This window comes from Oxalobacter paraformigenes (assembly GCF_000158475.2).
Lineage (GTDB): Bacteria > Pseudomonadota > Gammaproteobacteria > Burkholderiales > Burkholderiaceae_D > Oxalobacter > Oxalobacter paraformigenes.
The window spans coordinates 530,802-544,861 of the sequence record NZ_KI392030.1 but is presented as its reverse complement, the minus strand read 5'-3'; the positions used below and the strand labels follow the sequence as shown (position 1 = coordinate 544,861).

The 14,060-nt window shown below is 49.3% G+C and carries 28 protein-coding genes; all 28 read right to left on the bottom strand.

The genetic code is table 11. The features are described from left to right. The gene (gene rpsD / locus OFAG_RS02620) at positions 1-624 is read right to left on the bottom strand and encodes a 30S ribosomal protein S4 (RefSeq protein WP_005878812.1); all 624 of its coding nucleotides are present in this window, start codon (positions 622-624) and stop codon (positions 1-3) included. Positions 625-713: 89 nt separating this feature from the next. Continuing rightward, positions 714-1,115 (bottom strand): 30S ribosomal protein S11, encoded by a 402-nt coding sequence (gene rpsK, locus OFAG_RS02615; RefSeq protein WP_005878811.1) that lies wholly within the window; start codon positions 1,113-1,115, stop codon positions 714-716. A 45-nt stretch (positions 1,116-1,160) separates the two neighbouring features. Further along, entirely contained in the window at positions 1,161-1,526 is a 366-nt protein-coding gene (gene rpsM, locus OFAG_RS02610; RefSeq protein ID WP_005878810.1) for a 30S ribosomal protein S13, read from the bottom strand. Between the two features lie 25 nt (positions 1,527-1,551). Further along, positions 1,552-1,665, bottom strand: a complete 114-nt coding sequence (gene rpmJ / locus OFAG_RS13205) for a 50S ribosomal protein L36 (protein ID WP_081442209.1) — start codon at positions 1,663-1,665, stop codon at positions 1,552-1,554. A 34-nt stretch (positions 1,666-1,699) separates the two neighbouring features. Then, a complete protein-coding gene (infA, locus tag OFAG_RS02605; RefSeq protein WP_005878809.1) occupies positions 1,700-1,918 on the bottom strand; it encodes a translation initiation factor IF-1 in 219 nt (72 codons plus the stop codon). 24 nt (positions 1,919-1,942) lie between these two features. Then, a complete protein-coding gene (gene secY, locus OFAG_RS02600) occupies positions 1,943-3,277 on the bottom strand; it encodes a preprotein translocase subunit SecY (RefSeq protein WP_005878808.1) in 1,335 nt (444 codons plus the stop codon). Between the two features lie 26 nt (positions 3,278-3,303). Further along, positions 3,304-3,735 carry a 50S ribosomal protein L15 gene (rplO, locus tag OFAG_RS02595; protein WP_005878807.1) on the bottom strand — a complete coding sequence of 144 codons (432 nt, stop codon included), beginning with the start codon at positions 3,733-3,735 and terminating at the stop codon, positions 3,304-3,306. Between the two features lie 24 nt (positions 3,736-3,759). Continuing rightward, on the bottom strand, positions 3,760-3,939 hold the full coding sequence (gene rpmD / locus OFAG_RS13200) for a 50S ribosomal protein L30 (protein ID WP_005878806.1): 180 nt from the start codon (positions 3,937-3,939) through the stop codon (positions 3,760-3,762). An 11-nt stretch (positions 3,940-3,950) separates the two neighbouring features. Then, positions 3,951-4,469, bottom strand: a complete 519-nt coding sequence (gene rpsE / locus OFAG_RS02590; RefSeq protein WP_005878805.1) for a 30S ribosomal protein S5 — start codon at positions 4,467-4,469, stop codon at positions 3,951-3,953. Positions 4,470-4,479: 10 nt separating this feature from the next. After that, entirely contained in the window at positions 4,480-4,836 is a 357-nt protein-coding gene (rplR, locus tag OFAG_RS02585; RefSeq protein ID WP_005878804.1) for a 50S ribosomal protein L18, read from the bottom strand. A gap of 12 nt (positions 4,837-4,848) precedes the next feature. After that, positions 4,849-5,382 (bottom strand): 50S ribosomal protein L6, encoded by a 534-nt coding sequence (rplF, locus tag OFAG_RS02580; protein ID WP_005878803.1) that lies wholly within the window; start codon positions 5,380-5,382, stop codon positions 4,849-4,851. 10 nt (positions 5,383-5,392) lie between these two features. Further along, on the bottom strand, positions 5,393-5,788 hold the full coding sequence (gene rpsH, locus OFAG_RS02575; protein WP_005878802.1) for a 30S ribosomal protein S8: 396 nt from the start codon (positions 5,786-5,788) through the stop codon (positions 5,393-5,395). A gap of 14 nt (positions 5,789-5,802) precedes the next feature. Further along, a complete protein-coding gene (gene rpsN, locus OFAG_RS02570; protein WP_005878801.1) occupies positions 5,803-6,108 on the bottom strand; it encodes a 30S ribosomal protein S14 in 306 nt (101 codons plus the stop codon). A 7-nt stretch (positions 6,109-6,115) separates the two neighbouring features. Continuing rightward, a complete protein-coding gene (rplE, locus tag OFAG_RS02565) occupies positions 6,116-6,655 on the bottom strand; it encodes a 50S ribosomal protein L5 (RefSeq protein ID WP_005878800.1) in 540 nt (179 codons plus the stop codon). Positions 6,656-6,657: 2 nt separating this feature from the next. After that, positions 6,658-6,972, bottom strand: coding sequence for a 50S ribosomal protein L24 (rplX, locus tag OFAG_RS02560; RefSeq protein ID WP_005878799.1), 315 nt, complete (start codon positions 6,970-6,972; stop codon positions 6,658-6,660). Between the two features lie 11 nt (positions 6,973-6,983). Continuing rightward, the gene (gene rplN / locus OFAG_RS02555; RefSeq protein WP_005878798.1) at positions 6,984-7,352 is read right to left on the bottom strand and encodes a 50S ribosomal protein L14; all 369 of its coding nucleotides are present in this window, start codon (positions 7,350-7,352) and stop codon (positions 6,984-6,986) included. 179 nt (positions 7,353-7,531) lie between these two features. Beyond that, positions 7,532-7,804: a 30S ribosomal protein S17 gene (gene rpsQ, locus OFAG_RS02550; RefSeq protein ID WP_005878797.1), complete on the bottom strand. Its 273-nt coding sequence runs from the start codon at positions 7,802-7,804 to the stop codon at positions 7,532-7,534. Further along, positions 7,804-7,995, bottom strand: coding sequence for a 50S ribosomal protein L29 (gene rpmC / locus OFAG_RS02545; protein ID WP_005878796.1), 192 nt, complete (start codon positions 7,993-7,995; stop codon positions 7,804-7,806). Before rpmC ends, rpsQ begins: the two co-directional genes overlap by 1 nt. Before the next feature lie 11 nt (positions 7,996-8,006). Then, the gene (rplP, locus tag OFAG_RS02540) at positions 8,007-8,426 is read right to left on the bottom strand and encodes a 50S ribosomal protein L16 (protein ID WP_005878795.1); all 420 of its coding nucleotides are present in this window, start codon (positions 8,424-8,426) and stop codon (positions 8,007-8,009) included. Positions 8,427-8,428: 2 nt separating this feature from the next. Next, positions 8,429-9,277, bottom strand: a complete 849-nt coding sequence (gene rpsC, locus OFAG_RS02535) for a 30S ribosomal protein S3 (protein WP_005878794.1) — start codon at positions 9,275-9,277, stop codon at positions 8,429-8,431. 10 nt (positions 9,278-9,287) lie between these two features. Then, positions 9,288-9,620, bottom strand: a complete 333-nt coding sequence (rplV, locus tag OFAG_RS02530; RefSeq protein WP_005878793.1) for a 50S ribosomal protein L22 — start codon at positions 9,618-9,620, stop codon at positions 9,288-9,290. A gap of 5 nt (positions 9,621-9,625) precedes the next feature. Beyond that, positions 9,626-9,901, bottom strand: coding sequence for a 30S ribosomal protein S19 (gene rpsS / locus OFAG_RS02525; protein ID WP_005878792.1), 276 nt, complete (start codon positions 9,899-9,901; stop codon positions 9,626-9,628). Positions 9,902-9,911: 10 nt separating this feature from the next. After that, complete coding sequence (rplB, locus tag OFAG_RS02520) at positions 9,912-10,739, bottom strand: 50S ribosomal protein L2 (protein ID WP_005878791.1); 828 nt, start codon at positions 10,737-10,739, stop codon at positions 9,912-9,914. Beyond that, positions 10,739-11,056, bottom strand: a complete 318-nt coding sequence (rplW, locus tag OFAG_RS02515; protein WP_005878790.1) for a 50S ribosomal protein L23 — start codon at positions 11,054-11,056, stop codon at positions 10,739-10,741. The genes rplB and rplW overlap by 1 nt, the downstream gene beginning before the upstream one ends. Next, a complete protein-coding gene (rplD, locus tag OFAG_RS02510; RefSeq protein WP_005878789.1) occupies positions 11,053-11,673 on the bottom strand; it encodes a 50S ribosomal protein L4 in 621 nt (206 codons plus the stop codon). The genes rplW and rplD overlap by 4 nt, the downstream gene beginning before the upstream one ends. Positions 11,674-11,676: 3 nt before the next feature. After that, a complete protein-coding gene (rplC, locus tag OFAG_RS02505; RefSeq protein ID WP_005878788.1) occupies positions 11,677-12,345 on the bottom strand; it encodes a 50S ribosomal protein L3 in 669 nt (222 codons plus the stop codon). A 134-nt stretch (positions 12,346-12,479) separates the two neighbouring features. Beyond that, positions 12,480-12,791 carry a 30S ribosomal protein S10 gene (rpsJ, locus tag OFAG_RS02500; RefSeq protein ID WP_005878787.1) on the bottom strand — a complete coding sequence of 104 codons (312 nt, stop codon included), beginning with the start codon at positions 12,789-12,791 and terminating at the stop codon, positions 12,480-12,482. 76 nt (positions 12,792-12,867) lie between these two features. After that, positions 12,868-14,058 (bottom strand): elongation factor Tu, encoded by a 1,191-nt coding sequence (tuf, locus tag OFAG_RS02495; RefSeq protein WP_005879073.1) that lies wholly within the window; start codon positions 14,056-14,058, stop codon positions 12,868-12,870. Positions 14,059-14,060: the final 2 nt, after the last annotated feature.

Genomic DNA, 14,060 nt, shown 5'->3' with positions numbered 1-14,060 from the left:
TTAACGTGAATACAATTCGATGATCAGCGATTCATTGACATCGTTTGCAAATTCGCTGCGATCCGGAACGCGTTTGAAAACGCCTTCCATTTTTTTTGAATCTACCGAAACCCAGTCGGCAAGACCGATCTGTTCGGCCAGAGACAGAGATTCGACAATACGGTTCTGTTTTTTGGCTTTTTCGCGGATCGTAATAACATCTTCCGGTTTGACCAGATAAGACGGGATATTAACGACCTTGCCATTGACCATCAGCGCCTGATGGCTGACAAGTTGGCGGCTTTCAGCACGGGTAGAACCGAATCCCATACGATAAACGACATTGTCGAGACGGCTTTCCAAGAGTTGCATCAGGTTATCACCCGTATTGCCCTTTCTGCGTTCCGCCTCAGCGAAATAACGGCGGAACTGTTTTTCCAGAATGCCGTACATGCGCTTGACTTTTTGTTTTTCACGTAACTGATTACCGTAATCAGAAGTACGCGCACCCGATTTCATGCCGTGCTGGCCGGGTTTGACATCCAGTTTGCATTTTGAATCAAGAGAACGTCTCGCGCTCTTGAGAAATAAGTCGGTGCCTTCACGACGGGAAAGCTTAGCTTTTGGTCCGATATAACGTGCCACAATATTTCCTTTTATCCGTTAATTGACGCCTCAAATCAGGCGCAAGTCATACCACATGCGGTATAACAGTGGTCTTCATTTTCTGCAAATCAAATACGACGACGTTTTGGGGGACGACAGCCATTATGTGGAATCGGCGTAATGTCCTGGATCTGCGTAATGCGAATGCCCAAACCGTTCAGAGCGCGGACAGCGGATTCGCGACCCGGTCCCGGCCCCTTGATTTTGACTTCCAGATTCTTGATGCCATATTCGATCGCCACTTTTCCGGCAGCTTCTGCGGCTACCTGTGCGGCAAATGGAGTGGATTTGCGCGAGCCTTTGAAACCTGCGCCCCCCGATGTTGCCCAAGTCAACGCATTGCCCTGGCGGTCAGTAATGGTAATGATGGTATTGTTAAAAGAAGCATGCACATGTGCAACACCTTCTGCAATGTTTCTCTTCACCTTCTTGCGCACGCGAGCTGCTGCACTATTCGATGCTTTTGCCATAAAATTTCCTCGATCCGTCTACTATTCAAACAACCTGTGTTTGCATTATTTCTTCAATGATTGAGCGGCCTTACGTGGACCTTTTCTGGTTCGCGCATTTGTACGTGTACGTTGGCCCCTGACAGGCAAGCCCCTGCGATGACGCAAACCACGATAACAACCCAAATCCATCAATCGCTTGATGCTCATGGAAACTTCGCGACGCAAATCGCCTTCGATAACGAACTTATCGATTTCTTCGCGGAGTTTTTCAAGTTCGCTGTCATCCAGATCCTTGACTTTCTTGGTAGGGGCGACTCCGGTTGCTGCGCAGATATCCTCTGCACGCGGTCGTCCAATACCGTAGATAGCCGTCAGGCCAATGACAATGTGTTGATGGTTGGGAATATTTACCCCTGCAATACGTGCCATTCGTTCTGTCCTAAATTGACGTTAATTAACCTTGTCTTTGTTTGTGGCGTGCTTCGGTACAAATAACTCGTACCACGCCCTTTCTTTTAATGATTTTGCAGTTGCGGCAGATCCGCTTGACTGATGCCTGAACCTTCATTTTTACCCTCTTTTTAACAAAATATTGAATTCAGCTATTTTGTTCTGAAAACAATACGAGCCCGACTTAAATCATAAGGAGTCAACTCGACCGTTACCTTGTCACCGGGAAGAATACGAATGTAATTCATACGCATCTTTCCCGATATGTGCCCAAGAACCATATGTCCATTTTCCAGCTTCACGCGAAAAGTCGCATTAGGCAAGTTATCGACAATCTCGCCCTGCATCTGGATAACGTCATCTTTAGCCATAAAATAAATGTCTTTTATGTGATATTAACGCGGTAAACTGTTGCTCTTGAAATTTGCCTTCTTTAGCAGAGAATCATATTGCTGCGACATAATGTAATTCTGGATCTGAGCCATGAAATCCATCGTCACCACAACGATAATCAGCAGGGAAGTACCGCCAAAGTAAAATGGAACTTGCCAACGCGCCACCAGAAATTCTGGCAGTAAACAGATTAATGTAACATAAATCGCACCAGCAAGTGTCAATCTCATTAAAATTTTATCGATATATTTTGCCGTTTGTTCACCAGGACGGATACCGGGAATAAAAGCGCCGCTTTTTTTCAGGTTATCCGCCGTTTCACGGCTATTGAATACCAGCGCCGTATAGAAAAAACAGAAAAATATAATCGCTGCAGCATACAGAATCGCATGAACCGGTTCACCGGGAGCCAGAGAAGCGGATAAATCTTTCAGAAAACGAATGAAAACATTATCCGACTCGGCACCGGTAGCGAACCACCCGGCAATGGTAGCGGGAAACAAAATGATTGATGAAGCAAAAATCGGAGGAATAACGCCTGCCATATTCACTTTCAACGGCAAAAAACTGCTTTGTCCGCCATAGATCTTGTTACCCACCTGACGCTTGGCATAATTGACAAGTATCCTGCGCTGTCCGCTCTCGATAAAAACCACCAGGAAAGTAACGATAGCAACAATGACACAGATAATCAGCGCAGTCAGCGTATTCATCGAACCGGTACGTACCAGCTCTACAAGGCCTCCAATCGCATTCGGCAATCCTGCGGCAATACCTGCAAAAATGATCATGGAAATGCCGTTACCCAAACCTCTTTCCGTTATCTGTTCACCCAGCCACATCAGGAACATGGTTCCGGTAACCAGTGTGACAACCGCAGTGAACCGGAAAGCGAGACCCGGATCGATAACCAGACCGGGTTGCGATTCAAGCGCAACAGCAATCCCAAGCCCCTGGAAAGCGGCAAGCACAAGCGTTCCATAACGCGTATATTGCGTCATCTTTCTTCTGCCTGCTTCTCCTTCCTTTTTCAAGGCATCAATTTGCGGGGAAACAATTCCCAGCATCTGCATGATAATGGAGGCCGAGATATAGGGCATGATACCCAAGGCGAAAACCGTAAACCGTGAAAGCGCGCCACCCGAGAACATGTTGAACATGCCGAGAATACCTCCCTGGTTTTGCCTGAACAGCAATGCCAGCTGTTCAGAATCAATACCAGGGACAGGAATGTGAGCACCAATACGGAATACAACCAATGCCCCAAGCAAAAACAACAGACGTCGCCAAGGGAAACCTGCCGTAGCGTTTTTTGCTGAACTAGATGTCGTTGCCAACTGGATACCTCTGTATATGTGTTACTTTAAGCGACTTTTCCGCCTTTGCTTTCAATAGCAGCTCTGGCGCCTTTGGTAACAACAAGGCCATTCAGATTGACGCTACGATTGATTTCCCCGGAAAGAATAACGCGAACATTCTTAACCAGTCCCGAAACGATACCAGCCTGCTTCAATACCAGCAGATCAATGTCCTCCACACCCAGTTTATCAAGATCGGACAAACGGACTTCGGCACGGGTCAAGGCTGCCGGAGATTTAAAGCCGCGTTTGGGCAAGCGGCGCTGCAAAGGCATCTGGCCGCCTTCAAAACCGATTTTGTGAAAACCGCCCGCTCTTGATTTCTGGCCTTTGTGACCACGGCCAGCTGTTTTGCCCAAACCGCTACCGATACCGCGTCCAACTCTACGTTTTGCCTGTTTTGCGCCAAAAGCAGGTTGCAAATTATTCAAGTTCATAATTTATCCTGTTAGCAGTCTCAATCAAGCAACTACTTGAACGAGATACGATACTTTTTTAATCATTCCGCGAATTGCAGGGGTATCCTGCAAAGTGGAGACGGAATTCAATCGACGAAGCCCAAGCCCACGAACCGTATCGCGGTGCGATTTCCGGGTTCCGATCAGACTTCTGACCAATTTCACTGTAATTTGATTAGACATTACCGGTCACCTTACCCAACAATTTCTTCCACTGATTTGCCGCGTTTTGCAGCGACATCAGCGGGAGTGTTCATCGAAGCCAGCGCATTCAACGTCGCTCTGACCATATTGTATGGATTGCTCGAACCAAAGGACTTGGCCACTACGTTGGTAACTCCCATTACGTCGAAAATGGCGCGCATTGCACCGCCTGCGATAACGCCGGTACCTTGCTTTGCCGGGTTCAGCATCACTTTGGAAGCGCCATGCTTGCCGATGATCGTATGCTGCAAAGTACCGTCTTTCAACGTCACCTTGATCATGTTACGACGCGCTTCTTCCATCGCTTTCTGAACCGCAATAGGAACCTCTTTCGACTTCCCCTTACCCATGCCGATACGGCCATCGCCGTCACCGACAACCGTCAAGGCAGCGAAACCCATAATGCGACCGCCCTTGACGACTTTGGTTACCCGGTTGATTGCGATCATTTTTTCGCGCAATCCATCATCCGGCCGATCACCTTGTGTCTTTTGTTGCATTTTTGCCATGGTTATATCCTTAGAACTTCAGACCTGCTTCACGAGCAGCTTCAGCCAATGCTTTGACACGGCCGTGATAACGAAAACCGGAACGATCAAAGGCAACCTCTGTAATTCCAGCCTGCAATGCCTTTTCGGCTACCCTCTTACCGACAAGTGAAGCAGCCGCTACATTGCCGCCGCTTTTGCCCGCCAGTTCCTGGCGAATATCGGCTTCCAGCGTAGAAGAAGAAGCCAGAATCCGCGCATCCGGTCCAATAACATTCGCATAAATATGCAAATTGGTACGATGCACCGACAAGCGAGTTGCTTTCAAAACAGCAATTTTGGCTCGAGTCTGACGTCCGCGGCGCAAACGTGATTGTTTCTTGTTCATCAATCGCCCCTATTACTTCTTCTTAGTTTCTTTGATCTTAACGACTTCGTCCACATAACGAACACCCTTGCCTTTATAAGGTTCAGGTCTACGATATGCGCGCACATCAGCCGCTACCTGCCCAACCAAGTGTTTGTCCATGCCTTTGATCACGATTTCCGTCTGCGAAGGCGTTTCACACTTGACGCCAGCCGGCATGACATGAACGACCGGATGGGAAAAACCAAGAGACATATTCAATTTATCGCCCTGTGCCTGTGCACGAAAGCCGACGCCAACCAGGTTCAACCGTTTTTCAAAGCCTTTGCTGACGCCCTGAACCATATTGTTGAGCAAGGCGCGGGTAGTTCCCCACATGGCAACCGCCTCACGGCTGTCGTTGGCCGCTTCCACTTTCAACGTTTTATCTTCCTGTTTGACGACAACCAGATCGCTCAACGTTCTGCTCATGGAACCCAGGGGCCCCTTTACAGTGATTTGATTGTCTGCAATTGCCGCAGTCGTGCCTTCAGGAATAACAATCGGCATTTTTCCAACTCTAGACATGCTTCACTCCTTAGGCCACATAGCAAAGAACTTCGCCACCGACGCCCGTAGCTCTCGCCTTACGATCCGTCATGACACCCTTTGGCGTAGAAACGATAGCCACACCCAATCCGTTCATCACGCTGGGCAACTCGTCACGCCCTTTGTAAATGCGAAGACCGGGCCGCGAAACACGTTCCAGTCGCTCGATAACAGGACGGCCAACATAATATTTCAGTGCGATATTCAGTTGCGATTTACCTTTTTCTTCCTTGACATCGAAGGAATCGATATAGCCTTCGTCTTTCAAGACCGTAGCGATTGCCACTTTGACTTTGGAAGAGGGCATAGCAACAGAACTCTTCTTAACTTGCTGCGCATTTCGGATGCGAGTCAGCATATCTGCGATAGGATCGCTCATACTCATAACAATTCCTCCTGCTACCAGCTAGCTTTGGTGATTCCCGGAATTTCACCATTCATGGCAAATTCCCTCAGTTTGGTACGACCCAAACCGAATTTACGGTACGTGCCGCGCGGCCTGCCGGTCAAGGCGCAACGATTGCGCTGACGGGTCGGATTGGCGTTGCGAGGCAACGATTGCAACTTCAGACGAGCCTCAAAACGCTCTTCTTCGGATTTGCTCTGGTCGTCGATAATAGCTTTCAACTCGGCGCGTTTGCCTGCATATTTCTTAACAAGCACAGCGCGTTTCAATTCACGATTTATTAATGCCAGTTTTGCCATGGCTATCTCAATTTCTAAACGGAAATTTAAATGCGGAAAGAAGTGCTTTGGACTCCTCATCGGTCTTAGCGGTTGTCGTGATACTGATGTTCAGTCCACGCAAAGCGTCAATCTTGTCATACTCAACTTCAGGGAATATGATCTGCTCTCTAATACCCAGATTATAGTTACCCCTGCCGTCAAAAGAACGACCATTGATGCCTCGAAAATCGCGCACACGCGGCAAAGCAATCGTAACCAGCCGGTCGAGAAACTCATACATTCTTGCGCCACGCAAAGTCACCATACAACCAATCGGATACCCTTCGCGGATCTTGAAACCCGCAATAGATTTGCGCGCTTTCGTCACCACCGGCTTTTGACCGGCGATTTTTGCCAGGTCGCTAGTGGCATGATCAATCACTTTTTTGTCCGCAACCGCTTCCGACAACCCCATATTCAAGGTAATTTTGGTAATGCGCGGAACTTCCATCGCAGATTTGTAGGAAAATTTTGCCATCAAATCGGGAACAATTTTTTCCTTATATAATTCCTGTAGACGCGCCATAATTATTTAGCCCCAACAACTTCACCATTCGATTTAAAGACACGGACTTTTTTGCCATCCACTTCTTTAAAGCCCACGCGATCAGCCTTACCGGTTTTTGCATTGAACAATGCAACATTGGAAACATGAATAGGCATCAGCTTGTCGACGATACCGCCTGTAGCGCCTGTCATGGGATTCGGCTTGGTTGTTTTCTTGGCGACGTTCACACCCCCAACAACAACGCGATCCTCCATACATTGCTGAACAGTACCGCGCTTGCCCTTGTCTTTGCCAACCAGAACAATCACTTCATCGCCTTTACGTATTTTATTCATAAAGCCCCCCCTTACAATACTTCCGGCGCAAGTGAAACGATTTTCATAAATCTTTCCGTACGCAACTCACGAGTTACCGGCCCAAAAATACGGGTGCCGATCGGCTCCAGTTTATTATTGAGCAACACTGCCGCGCCTTCATCGAATTTGATCAGCGAACCATCCTGGCGGCGGACACCCTTTGCGGTGCGCACGACGACAGCATTGTAAATTTCACCTTTTTTAACCCTTCCACGCGGAGCAGCACTTTTGACCGTTACTTTAATGATGTCACCGATCTGTGCATAACGACGCTTGGAACCACCAAGCACCTTGATGCAAAGAACCTCTCTGGCACCGGTATTATCGGCCACTTTTAAACGACTTTCAGTCTGAATCATAATTTTCTTTCCCAACTTAATTCGCCATTCACTTCGGCGATCAGTCTTGGTCCCGCCAGACGCAAATCTGCGCCTGATTAGGTGTACATGATATAAAAGAACTTCGCATCAGCCCCATCAGTAGCGGAATGATGCGAAGTCACGCATTATTGCATTATCGCGAAGCAAATGCAATCTTTTTATACAATTTGGGCGACCTGGATAACTTTGGTGAGAACCCAAGACTTGTTTTTAGAAATTGGACGACCTTCCTGAATTTCAACGGTATCGCCAATTTTTGCCTGATTGGCTTCGTCATGCGCCAGATATTTTTTGGAACGACGAACAATTTTTCCGTATAACGGATGTTTCACCCGACGTTCGATCAAAACGGAAACCGTTTTGTCCATCTTGTCCGACACAACCTTGCCAATCAGAGTGCGTTTTAACGCGGACTTTTCCTGATCGTTCATTATGCTTTACCCTTAGAATTCATGACAGTCTTTACCCGAGCGATATCTCTTCTCACTTTTTTCAGCTGCGAAGTATTGGTCAATTGCTGGGTCGCCAGTTGCATGCGCAGACCAAATTGAGCTTTCAGAAGATCGTTCAGCTCAGTCTTCAATTCAGCCTGATCCTTGGAACGCAGTTCGGATGCTTTCATATTTACTCCTATTATTGGCCAAGCTGACGGACAACGAATACCGTCGGCAATGGCAATTTGGCAGCAGCCAGACGGAACGCTTCACGAGCCAGCGCCTCATCCACTCCGTCCATTTCATAAAGAACCTTGCCCGGCCTGATTTCGGCAACATAGTACTCCGGGTTGCCTTTACCACTCCCCATACGGACTTCAGCCGGTTTTTCCGAAATAGGCTTGTCCGGGAAAACGCGAATCCAGATTCGGCCGCCTCTCCTGATATGACGCGTCATGGCGCGACGAGCCGCTTCGATTTGGCGAGCTGTAATACGGCCTCTTCCAACCGCTTTCAGACCGAAGTCGCCAAACGATACCTTGGTACCTCTTTCATGCGAAATACCGGTATTGCGACCTTTCTGCTCTTTTCTATATTTTCTACGAGATGGTTGCAACATAATTATTCTCCTGCTGTTTCAACCGGCGAGTTTTCAGTCGCTGTTGCAGCATTTTCAGGTTTTCTGGCACGAACCCGTTTTGCTCCGGTGGAAGGCGTCTCGGATGCTCCAGCACTCTCAGATTTTCTGACACGCTGTCTGCCCGGACGGCCATCTTCACGACGTGCGCCACGACGTTTCTTGTCTTCCTCATTAGGCGTTTCAATCTTCGGAGCTTCACCATTTTCCAGACGATCGCCCTTGTAGACCCACACTTTAACGCCGATGATGCCATAGGTTGTCTGCGCTTCGGAAAAACCGTAATCGATATCGGCACGCAGGGTATGCAGAGGAACACGACCTTCACGATACCATTCGGTACGGGCAATTTCGATGCCGTTCAGACGACCCGAAGACATGATCTTGATACCGACAGCGCCAAGACGCATGGCGTTCTGCATGGCACGTCTCATCGCGCGACGGAACATAATGCGTTTTTCAAGCTGCTGGGTAATGGAATCGGCAATCAGCTGCGCATGAATTTCCGGCTTGCGAACTTCTTCAATATTCACGTGCACCGGCACGCCCATGATTCTGGACAGGTCCGACTTCAGTACCTCGATATCCTCGCCTTTTTTGCCGATAACGACACCCGGCCGCGAGCTGTAAATGGTAAAACGTGCATTTTTGGCCGGACGTTCGATAACGACCTGACCCACAGAAGCGTTTTTCAGTTTTTTCTTCAGATAAGCACGCGCCTTCAGATCTTCATTCAGCATACCGGCAAAATTGGTATTGCCGGCATACCAGCGAGAAGACCAGTTACGTGCAACTGCCAGACGGAAACCGGTTGGATGTATCTTTTGTCCCATCGTGACCCCCTTAATTACCGACAGTCACGTAAATGTGACATGTTTGTTTAGAAATACGGTCACCCCGTCCTTTTGCACGAGCCGAGTAACGTTTCATAAAAGTTCCCCTTTCGACATAAATCGAGGAAACTTTCAGTTCATCAATGTCTGCGCCATCATTGTGTTCGGCATTGGCAATCGCCGATTCCAGCACCTGCTTGATAATGACAGCACCTTTTTTCGGTGTAAACGACAGAATATCGAGCGCCTGATCAACTTTTTTACCACGAATCAAATCGGCAATCAGACGACCTTTTTGCGCTGATAAATGCACACCACGAAGAGAAGCTTTTGTTTCCATCATTGGTCCTATTTCTTAGCTTTTTTATCGGCGGCATGACCCTTGAACGTTCTGGTCAATGCAAACTCGCCCAACTTGTGACCAACCATATTTTCGGAAATATAAACGGGGACATGCTGTTTGCCGTTATGAACGGCAATCGTCAACCCGATAAAATCCGGCATAATTGTTGACCGACGAGACCAAGTCTTAATTGGCCGTTTATCCTTGGATGCCTGCGCCGCTTCTACCTTGGCAATCAAGTGAGCATCGCAGAAAGGCCCTTTTTTCAACGAACGTGTCATATGCTACCCCTTATTTCTTGTTGCGGCGCGAAACGATCATTGAAGTCGTACGCTTGTTACTACGCGTTTTCAGACCCTTGGTCTTCTGACCCCAAGGCGTTACTGGATGACGCCCGCCGGATGTTCTGCCTTCACCGCCACCATGCGGATGGTCGACCGGATTCATGACAACACCACGTACGGTTGGACGTACGCCACGCCAGCGCATTGCACCCGCTTTACCCAATTTACGCAGATTCTGTTCTGCATTGCCCACTTCACCGACCGTTGCCCGGCATTCAATATGTACGCGACGAACTTCTCCGGAACGCAAACGAATCTGAGCGTAAGATCCTTCCCGCGCCATCAGAACGACCGCAGCACCGGCCGTACGAGCCATTTGCGCCCCCTTGCCAGGTAACATTTCGATGCAGTGCAAGGTCGTACCGACAGGAATATTGCGCAGAGGCAAACAGTTACCTGCCCTGATCGGCGCTTCGGAACCGTTCATGACCTGGTCTCCGACAGACAATCCTTTCGGCGCAATAATGTAACGGCGCTCACCATCCGCATAACAAACCAGCGCGATATTGGCGGTACGGTTCGGATCGTATTCAATTCGCTCTACCTTGGCGGCAATACCATCCTTGTTACGTACAAAGTCAATCACACGGTAGTGCTGCTTGTGCCCGCCACCAAGGTGACGGGTCGTGATACGGCCGTTATTGTTACGGCCCGCACTCTTGGATTTCTTTTCAACCAGACCGGCAAACGGACGACCTTTGTAAAGATCCGGATTGACCAGTTTGACCATTCCCCGGCGAGCAGGAGAAGTCGGTTTGACTTTAACGAGAGCCATTATTTAGCCTCCTCAGTAAAATGAATTTCCTGACCAGGCTTCAGGCAAACGTATGCCAGTTTCTGATGCTTCTTGCGCCCCATGCCATTACGGGAGCGTTTCTGCTTGCCCAAACGATTCAATACCTGTACAGATTCAACCTCAACTTTGAACAGATTTTCAACCGCTGCCTTGATTTCCGGTTTGGTGGCATCTTTCAGCACACGGAAAATGACTTGTTCGTTTTTTTCTGCCACAAAAGTCGCTTTTTCCGAAATAACCGGAGCCAGCAGTACTTTCATCAGGCGTTCTTCACTAATTTTCATGACTGCACTCATGCCAGCATCTCCTCAATCTTGCCAAGAGCTGCCTTGGTAATCAGCACATCTTTGAAATGCACCAGAGAAACAGGGTCTGCCTGATGTGGCTCAACCACTAACACATTCGGCAAATTGCGCGATGCCAGATACAGGTTTTCATCGAATACGTCGGTAATAACGAGCACTGAATTGAAACCGAACCCTTTCAGTTTCTGAGCGAGCATCTTGGTTTTCGGCGCATCAATTGCCAGTCCTTCAATAACCGTCAACCTGTCTTCGCGCGCCAGCTGAGACAGAATGGAACACACGCCTGCGCGGTACATTTTCTTGTTGACTTTATGCGAAAAGTTTTCATCCGGCGTATTCGGGAACGCACGGCCGCCTCCGCGCCACAACGGAGAGGAGGACATACCTGCACGCGCACGCCCCGTCCCCTTCTGGCGCCACGGTTTCTTGGTCGTGTGCGCTACCGTTTCACGGCTTTTCTGCTGGCGATCACCCGTTCTCGCATTCGCCTGAAAAGCGACAACGATCTGGTGAATCAACGCTTCATTGTATTCACGGCCAAATATGGTATCTGGCGCCTCGACCTTACCAACGGCCTGATCACTTCCGTTTAGGAGCTTCAATTCCATCTGTTATGCCCCCTTGCTAACTTTGGTTTTTACAGCAGGACAAACGACAACCTGCGCATTCTTGGCGCCAGGAACAGCACCTTTGACCAGCAACAGATTACGTTCGGCATCAATACGGGCAATTTCCAGATTCTGAACGGTCCTGGTTTCATCACCCATATGCCCCGTCATCTTCTTGCCCGGAAATACACGACCCGGATCCTGGTTCATACCGATAGAACCAGGCACATTGTGCGAGAGAGAATTACCGTGCGTAGCACGACCGGATCCGAAATTGTGGCGCTTGATGGTACCGGCATAACCTTTACCGATCGAAACACCCTGAACATCAATTTTCTGACCGACTTCAAACAGGGTAACAGGAACAACATCACCCGCTTTCATTTCGGCAGCTTTGGTTGCGTCCACTCTGAATTCGCGCAATACTGTACCTGCTTCGACACCTGCTTTCGCATAGTGACCGGCAGCAGCTTTATTGACGCGGGAAGGACGGCGTTTGCCGAATGCAACCTGAACAGCGGCATAACCGTCTGTCTCGGTCGTCTTGACTTGCGTAACGCGGTTGTCCGATACATCTACCACGGTAACGGGAATGGAATCCCCCTCATCCGTAAATATACGCATCATCCCAACCTTACGCCCGATAAGGCCTAGGCTCATTTTTATCTCCATTCCTGCCTACGATTGGGCAGGGCTGTTTATCATCTTCTAAAAACAAGAGCAAAAACAATCTCTTGACATGTTTAAGCGGCGCATTATATCCCGCATGCGCCGTTTGCACAACCGCTTGTTATCACCAAAGGCAATTATTGCAGTTTAATTTCAACATCTACACCCGCAGGCAAATCCAGCTTCATCAATGCATCCACCGTTTTGTCAGTCGGATCGATAATATCCATCAAACGCTGATGCGTCCTGATTTCGAACTGATCGCGGGAAGTTTTGTTGACATGCGGCGAACGCAGAATATCGAAACGCTGGATTCGGGTAGGCAAAGGCACAGGTCCCTTTACGACAGCGCCTGTCCGTTTCGCGGTATCAATAATTTCCTGTGCGGATTGGTCAATCAGTTTGTAGTCGAACGCTTTGAGGCGAATGCGAATTTTTTGGTTTTGCATAATATCTTTCCAAAGAACGAGCTGCGAATGGGACATCCATTCGCAGCATTTGATTTATCTTGCTACTTTACCGAAATTACTCGATGATTTTAGAGACGACGCCGGCGCCGACGGTTCTGCCGCCTTCACGGATCGCAAATCTCAAGCCTTCTTCCATGGCGATCGGGCTGATCAGCTTCACGTTGATGCTGACATTGTCTCCCGGCATGACCATTTCTTTGTCTTTCGGCAGTTCGATGGCTCCGGTGACGTCTGTCGTACGGAAGTAGAATTGCGGACGGTAGTTGTTAAAGAACGGGGTGTGACGCCCTCCTTCTTCTTTGGAGAGTACGTAGACTTCTCCCGAGAATTGGGTGTGCGGTTTGATGGTACCCGGTTTGGCCAGCACTTGCCCACGTTCGACTTCTTCACGCTTGGTACCACGCAGCAAAACGCCGATGTTGTCGCCCGCCTGTCCCTGGTCGAGCAGCTTTCTGAACATTTCAACGCCGGTGCAGGTGGTTTTGGCTGTTTCCTTAATGCCGACGATTTCGATTTCTTCGCCAACTTTGATGATGCCTCTTTCCACTCTTCCGGTGACGACGGTGCCGCGCCCGGAGATGGAGAAGACGTCTTCTACCGGCATCAGGAAGGTTCCGTCAACAGCACGTTCCGGGGTCGGAATGTAGCTGTCCAGAGCGTCTGCCAGGGCCATGATGGCGGCTTCACCCAGTTCACCCGCATCGCCTTCGAGCGCCAGTTTGGCCGATCCCTTGATGATGGGAATGTCGTCTCCCGGGAATTCGTAGCGGGACAGCAGTTCACGCACTTCCATTTCGACGAGTTCCAGGAGTTCGGCGTCGTCTACCATGTCGCATTTGTTCAAAAAGACGATGATGTAGGGCACGCCTACCTGACGGGCCAGCAGGATGTGTTCGCGGGTCTGAGGCATCGGACCGTCTGCCGCCGAGACAACCAGGATGGCTCCGTCCATCTGGGCGGCTCCGGTGATCATGTTTTTGATGTAGTCGGCGTGGCCCGGGCAGTCTACGTGGGCGTAGTGCCGGTTGGCGGTTTCGTATTCAACGTGCGCGGTGTTGATGGTGATCCCACGCGCTTTTTCTTCCGGCGCCGCGTCAATCTGGTCGTAGCCTTTGGCTTCCCCACCAAATTTCTTGGACAATACGGTCGCTATCGCCGCCGTCAGGGTGGTCTTGCCATGGTCCACGTGACCAATTGTTCCTACGTTTACGTGCGGCTTCGTCCGCTCATACTTGCTCTTTGCCATTT

Bases quoted from the DNA above. Each gene is read 5' to 3' on its own strand.
- rpsK (WP_005878811.1), bottom strand. From the start codon at position 1,115: ATGGCAAAAGCATCGAATAGTGCAGCAGCTCGCGTGCGCAAGAAGGTG.
- rpsM (WP_005878810.1), bottom strand. From the start codon at position 1,526: ATGGCACGTATTGCAGGGGTAAATATTCCCAACCATCAACACATTGTC.
- rpmJ (WP_081442209.1), bottom strand. From the start codon at position 1,665: ATGAAGGTTCAGGCATCAGTCAAGCGGATCTGCCGCAACTGCAAAATC.
- infA (WP_005878809.1), bottom strand. From the start codon at position 1,918: ATGGCTAAAGATGACGTTATCCAGATGCAGGGCGAGATTGTCGATAAC.
- rplO (WP_005878807.1), bottom strand. From the start codon at position 3,735: ATGAACTTGAATAATTTGCAACCTGCTTTTGGCGCAAAACAGGCAAAA.
- rpmD (WP_005878806.1), bottom strand. From the start codon at position 3,939: ATGTCTAATCAAATTACAGTGAAATTGGTCAGAAGTCTGATCGGAACC.
- rpsE (WP_005878805.1), bottom strand. From the start codon at position 4,469: ATGGCAAAAATGCAACAAAAGACACAAGGTGATCGGCCGGATGATGGA.
- rplR (WP_005878804.1), bottom strand. From the start codon at position 4,836: ATGAACAAGAAACAATCACGTTTGCGCCGCGGACGTCAGACTCGAGCC.
- rplF (WP_005878803.1), bottom strand. From the start codon at position 5,382: ATGTCTAGAGTTGGAAAAATGCCGATTGTTATTCCTGAAGGCACGACT.
- rpsH (WP_005878802.1), bottom strand. From the start codon at position 5,788: ATGAGTATGAGCGATCCTATCGCAGATATGCTGACTCGCATCCGAAAT.
- rpsN (WP_005878801.1), bottom strand. From the start codon at position 6,108: ATGGCAAAACTGGCATTAATAAATCGTGAATTGAAACGCGCTGTGCTT.
- rplE (WP_005878800.1), bottom strand. From the start codon at position 6,655: ATGGCGCGTCTACAGGAATTATATAAGGAAAAAATTGTTCCCGATTTG.
- rplX (WP_005878799.1), bottom strand. From the start codon at position 6,972: ATGAATAAAATACGTAAAGGCGATGAAGTGATTGTTCTGGTTGGCAAA.
- rplN (WP_005878798.1), bottom strand. From the start codon at position 7,352: ATGATTCAGACTGAAAGTCGTTTAAAAGTGGCCGATAATACCGGTGCC.
- rpsQ (WP_005878797.1), bottom strand. From the start codon at position 7,804: ATGAACGATCAGGAAAAGTCCGCGTTAAAACGCACTCTGATTGGCAAG.
- rpmC (WP_005878796.1), bottom strand. From the start codon at position 7,995: ATGAAAGCATCCGAACTGCGTTCCAAGGATCAGGCTGAATTGAAGACT.
- rplP (WP_005878795.1), bottom strand. From the start codon at position 8,426: ATGTTGCAACCATCTCGTAGAAAATATAGAAAAGAGCAGAAAGGTCGC.
- rpsC (WP_005878794.1), bottom strand. From the start codon at position 9,277: ATGGGACAAAAGATACATCCAACCGGTTTCCGTCTGGCAGTTGCACGT.
- rplV (WP_005878793.1), bottom strand. From the start codon at position 9,620: ATGATGGAAACAAAAGCTTCTCTTCGTGGTGTGCATTTATCAGCGCAA.
- rpsS (WP_005878792.1), bottom strand. From the start codon at position 9,901: ATGACACGTTCGTTGAAAAAAGGGCCTTTCTGCGATGCTCACTTGATT.
- rplB (WP_005878791.1), bottom strand. From the start codon at position 10,739: ATGGCTCTCGTTAAAGTCAAACCGACTTCTCCTGCTCGCCGGGGAATG.
- rplW (WP_005878790.1), bottom strand. From the start codon at position 11,056: ATGAGTGCAGTCATGAAAATTAGTGAAGAACGCCTGATGAAAGTACTG.
- rplD (WP_005878789.1), bottom strand. From the start codon at position 11,673: ATGGAATTGAAGCTCCTAAACGGAAGTGATCAGGCCGTTGGTAAGGTC.
- rplC (WP_005878788.1), bottom strand. From the start codon at position 12,345: ATGGAGATAAAAATGAGCCTAGGCCTTATCGGGCGTAAGGTTGGGATG.
- rpsJ (WP_005878787.1), bottom strand. From the start codon at position 12,791: ATGCAAAACCAAAAAATTCGCATTCGCCTCAAAGCGTTCGACTACAAA.
- tuf (WP_005879073.1), bottom strand. From the start codon at position 14,058: ATGGCAAAGAGCAAGTATGAGCGGACGAAGCCGCACGTAAACGTAGGA.